This is a genomic window from Methylocaldum sp. (assembly GCF_035627495.1).
Classification (GTDB): domain Bacteria; phylum Pseudomonadota; class Gammaproteobacteria; order Methylococcales; family Methylococcaceae; genus Methylocaldum.
In genome coordinates, this window is record NZ_DASPLO010000017.1 from 1 (window position 1) to 4,463 (window position 4,463).

The 4,463-nt window shown below is 57.2% G+C and carries 6 protein-coding genes; 2 read left to right on the forward strand and 4 right to left on the reverse strand.

Annotation, left to right across the window (positions count from 1 at the left end):
* Positions 1 to 263 (forward strand): hypothetical protein (locus VEB01_RS01685; protein WP_324872374.1); only part of this gene is annotated, 263 nt, incomplete at its 5' end.
* On the opposite strand, the gene VEB01_RS01690 is transcribed toward VEB01_RS01685, so the two are convergent.
* Together VEB01_RS01690 and solA are read right to left on the reverse strand one after the other, a co-directional pair.
* Entirely contained in the window at positions 256 to 1,899 is a 1,644-nt protein-coding gene (locus VEB01_RS01690) for a multicopper oxidase family protein (RefSeq protein ID WP_324872375.1), read from the reverse strand. The genes VEB01_RS01685 and VEB01_RS01690 overlap by 8 nt on opposite strands.
* 297 nt (positions 1,900 to 2,196) lie before the next feature.
* Positions 2,197 to 3,321: an N-methyl-L-tryptophan oxidase gene (solA, locus tag VEB01_RS01695; RefSeq protein WP_324872376.1), complete on the reverse strand. Its 1,125-nt coding sequence runs from the start codon at positions 3,319 to 3,321 to the stop codon at positions 2,197 to 2,199.
* A gap of 117 nt (positions 3,322 to 3,438) precedes the next feature.
* Here solA and VEB01_RS01700 point away from each other — a divergent pair, with 117 nt between their 5' ends.
* Entirely contained in the window at positions 3,439 to 3,642 is a 204-nt protein-coding gene (locus VEB01_RS01700) for a hypothetical protein (RefSeq protein ID WP_324872377.1), read from the forward strand.
* Positions 3,643 to 3,693: 51 nt separating this feature from the next.
* On the opposite strand, the gene VEB01_RS01705 is transcribed toward VEB01_RS01700, so the two are convergent.
* Together VEB01_RS01705 and VEB01_RS01710 are read right to left on the reverse strand one after the other, a co-directional pair.
* Entirely contained in the window at positions 3,694 to 4,146 is a 453-nt protein-coding gene (locus VEB01_RS01705; RefSeq protein ID WP_324872378.1) for a CreA family protein, read from the reverse strand.
* 107 nt (positions 4,147 to 4,253) lie between these two features.
* Positions 4,254 to 4,385, reverse strand: coding sequence for a DUF3096 domain-containing protein (locus tag VEB01_RS01710; protein WP_324872379.1), 132 nt, complete (start codon positions 4,383 to 4,385; stop codon positions 4,254 to 4,256).
* Between the last annotated feature and the right edge of the window lie 78 nt (positions 4,386 to 4,463).

Genomic DNA, 4,463 nt, shown 5'->3' on the forward strand with positions numbered 1-4,463 from the left:
TCCCTGGACTCTTCAACCGAATGACCTTATCTTCACTCATGGCGTATTCGCTCCTCTCAACAGGAATGGATGACCTCGAAGACCATCCAGAATACGCCGCCTACCTCAGCCCCTCATCCACAACTTTCGAGCATAACTCACCGTCACAAGCTATGACCTCGAGATCGGGGAGGGCAAAAGAGAGAGGGAGGTTGAATTTGATATTAATGAACAATCCTATCGCGCTGCTGAATCTCTTTATAGTCGCCCATCTGATCAGCTGACGAGAAAATTCCGCATCATGCCCTGGTCCTCATGCTCGAGGTTGTGGCAGTGATACAGATACAAACCCTTGAAGTCATCGAAACGCTTGAGCAGCGTGACTTTCTCCCCCGGCATGACCAGCACGGTGTCCTTCCAGCCGCTGTCGATGAATCCCCCGCTCAGGGACTTATGCTGTTCCTTCAAATCGGGATCGATTTCCCGTTTCACCACTTGGAACGGCTGTTCGTGGAAATGCATGGGGTGGGCCAGGTGCATCATGTGGCCGTCACCATGGCTATTATCGAACTCGATGAGCTGCATGGTGTTGAGTCTGATGATCTCATCGGGCGCTGCTTCCTCTATGAGGAACGTTCTGCCGTTGAGCGTCCAGCGCATGTGTTCCATCCGCAGCTTGATAACCCGGGGATGATTCGGATTTTCTGCCTCGGCGATTTGATAACGAGGGATCGTCGATAGGCGTCTGAGCAATACGTGGTCGTCATTCACGGCCTGTTCAACCCGTACTTTCAACACGGTGAACTCGCTGCCCAACGGTAATCTGCCCTGATGCATCATGCCGCCCATCATGTCGCGGCCCATGCCTCCACCGCCCATCATGCCACGGCCGCCGTGTTCTCCATGGCCTTCATCGCCGTGCCGCCCCCTCATTCCCATGCCCTGCGGTTCACCGCCCATCACGTGAACCGCCCCGGTAAACGCCAAGCTGCGCAGGGCCAGTTCGTCACCGACCTTGTGTTTGCCGAAATCCACCCAAAGCTCGATTCTCTCGGCGGGAGCCAGGGTGATATAGGAACGGGTAACGGGCTCCTCCAACAGACCGCCATCGGTGGCGATGACGGTCATCGGCATTCCATCGCTCCAGGCCAGTTTATAGATGCGTGAGTTGGAGCCGTTGAGCAGGCGCAGGCGGTAGGTGCGGGTGAGCACCGGCAGCATGAAATCGGGCCGGCCGTTGACGAGGATTTGGTCGCCGAGAAAGCCCCTCATCCGTTCGGGCATGCTGCCGAGATATCTGAGCTGATTTTGGCTATCGAAGCTGCGATCCTGAATCACCAGCGGAATATCGTGTGCACCGTTCGGGAGCCTCAATGCCTGCTCTTCTCCATCACTGACGAGAATCAAACCGGTCAGACCCTTGTAAACCTGTTCGCCTGTCCGTTCGTGGGCGTGGGAGTGATACCAGAAGGTGCCCGCTCGGCCTCTAACCTCGAACTCATAAACGTAGGTTTGCCCGGGTACGATGTCGTACATGGGATGGCCATCCATGTTTTGAGGAACGTGCAGGCCGTGCCAGTGCACGATACTGCGCTCGGCAAGAGCGTTGTGGAAGTTGATGCGAACTTTCTGGCCCGCTCGCAGATTGAAAACAGGGCCGAGATAACTGCCCGGAATGTTCTTCACGGCCCCCTCGGGTCCTTTGACCAGGCTACCGTGATATTTCATGATCCTGGTTTCCTGGCCCGGCAGGATCGCCATGGAGCCTTCCCGTGCGGCCAAGTCGATCTCGACATCAGGATGGAAATTCGGGGAGGCTTTGTTCGGCGGTCTCGTGGATTCCGCAAATAAAAACCGTGGAAAGCTGCCCGCCGTAAACGCAGCAATTCCCGCCAATTGCAGAAAACGGCGCCGGTTCATGGTGATTCCTCGGCTCATCGGTATACCCCTTAGAGCGGAAACAGGTCTAAGTTAGACCCGCATTAGACCGTAGCTCTCCCGATTAGCGAAAAGGCGAGCACACGCGACTTCGCTTGCCGCAAAACCGAGCGGTCGGGCCAGCTCGCGCATGAATGGGAGCAGCTTGTCGCAAAAACCGTTCAACCGCCCGGTTCCGACAAGATCCTCGAAGTCTCCAATCTCGGCTGATTCCACCACTGCCATGTTCGCCAGCCTACATGACGAATTTTCGAGACAGTATGCGCCTTGGTGGTTTCGTCATCCCAACAACCGCCGCACCTTGAATCGCTCCTGCGTCGGCGCACGCCCTTGAGCCAAGTCCGCCAATAGGCGTCCGGTCAAGATGCCGAACTTGAAGCCATGCCCTGAGCACGGCGAGCCGATGACCACGTTGGGATAGGCCGGATGCGTATCGATGATGAAATGTTCGTCGGGTGTCATCGTGTACAGACATTCGCGCCGCTCGCGAATCGGGCCGTCGCCCCATGGTAAGAAGCGCTTCACCCACTCCCGTACCGTGGCGACGGACGCCTCATCCCGCGCATGGCGGGTGTCATCAGGGTCGGTGGCGTGGCTCAGGTTGTGGATGGCGACCTTGAGTCCGGTACCCATATCCGGCAGCCCATAAATCCAAGGGTCCTGGTGATGGATAAACACCGGAAACGTCCCCGGCAAGAACATGGCGCGCCGGGCCGGTTCGAAGAACATCTGTTCCTGTCGGGTCGGCGTGAGGGGCAGATTCAAGTCCAGCGCTTGCAGCAGCTTTCCCGCCCACGCGCCTGCGCTGATGACCACCCGCCTCGCACTGAATCCGGCTTTGGGAGTTTGCACGCGGACCGAGTCGCTCAACGGCTCGATCTTCGTCACCGGACACTTCGTTTTCAGCACGGCACCGTAGTTCTGCGCCATCTCCGCCAGCGTCCGTACGCAAGCCGAAGCGTTCAGAATCGCCGCGTCCGGTTGATAAATGGCCGCCATATCCTGGTTTAGCCGGAATTGCGGAAAACGCCGGGCGGCCTCGGTCGCGGTGAGCCATTCGTAAGCGATCCCCGCGGCGGCCAAGTGATCGCGCGTGGCCAGCAGCGAGGGGGAATCCGCCGGACCGAAATCGAAGCCGCCGGAGGGCGTCAGCAAGCGCTTGCCGCTGTGCTGCTCCAGGTCGCGCCACATCGGGAACGCTTCTTTCGCCATGTCTACGTATATGGAGTCCTTGTACGCGTAGCGGATAATGCGCGACTCACCGTAAGAACTTCCCATCGGATGATCGAGCTCGAACTGTTCCAATGCCAGGATACGCTGCCCGCGCTGGGCGAGGTGATACGCGGCCGCCGCGCCGACCACCCCGGCGCCGATCACGATTACGTCATAAGTCTTGGTGGCCATCGGTGCTACTTGCTTTGAACTCTCAACAGCCGCTTGGTAAACAACGCCAACCCACGGTGTACTCGCCGACCGAGTCGAGCGCCGATTAGGCAGGGCACAGTCCACTAGGGAGCAATTATGTTTGACCCATTACTCAGCAAGAAACAATTCTATTTGCTGGTCCTCGTTTTCATTTTTGCCACGGCATTCATCGGCGGGTTCGAAATGCTTGGAACAGTACCGGATTGCTTCAGTATTTACACCTGGGGCGACTTTGCGGGGGAAATCGGACTCTTGGCGCTGATCGGATACCTAGCCTATTGCGTGGGCAGGGAAAGCTAAGAGGGAGGTGCGTGTATCGAATACTCAAATCGTGCCGAAGCCGGGGCTGGTTTATCTGCCGCCCCAAGGCATCAAAGGCACGGTGGACAAGCTGCTGGCCGGTGCGCCCTCGATGATTTTCCGGCTGATTGCGAGATAAACGAGTGTGTTGTTCTTGGTGTCGACCATGCGGACGACATCGGTCGTCTTGAAAAAGACCGAGGTATCTTCGGAAAAGACTTTCTCGCCGCTCTTAAGCTCTGCCGGTAACGTGATCGGTCCGGTTTGGCGGCAAGCCAGGCTGAACTTGGACGGATCTTCCGCTAGTCCTACGGCCCCGGAAATGCCGCCGGCGCGGGCCTGGCTGATGTGACAAGTCACACCGGGGACTTTGGGATCGGCAAACGCATCGACGCAAATCTTGTGGTTGGCGCCAATCAGCTTCCAAGCGGTTGTGACGCACCCAATTTCCTCGGCCTGGGCGACACCGGAGAACAAAAGGGTGAACAGGAGAGCTTTTTTCAAGGGCTATTCCTCGTGATTGTTAGGATGAAACGATCTTTCCGCTTTTCGTTGAGACGAGCACCGTATCTCCAAGCGCCATCCGATAAACGCCCACGCATCCGGGTGGATTATCGATGCATCAATCCCAATACGCCTATGACGATCAAATAGATCGCCACGAGATAATTCAACAGGCGCGGCACAAGCAAGATCAGTATTCCGGTCACCAGCGCGAGAGTCGGCTGCAAAGGCACGTACATAAAAATCCTCCTGATATTCCGAATTCACGAGGATGAGTCTAGTTGCTCATCCTAAGCCGAGCAATGATCGAGGGCGGC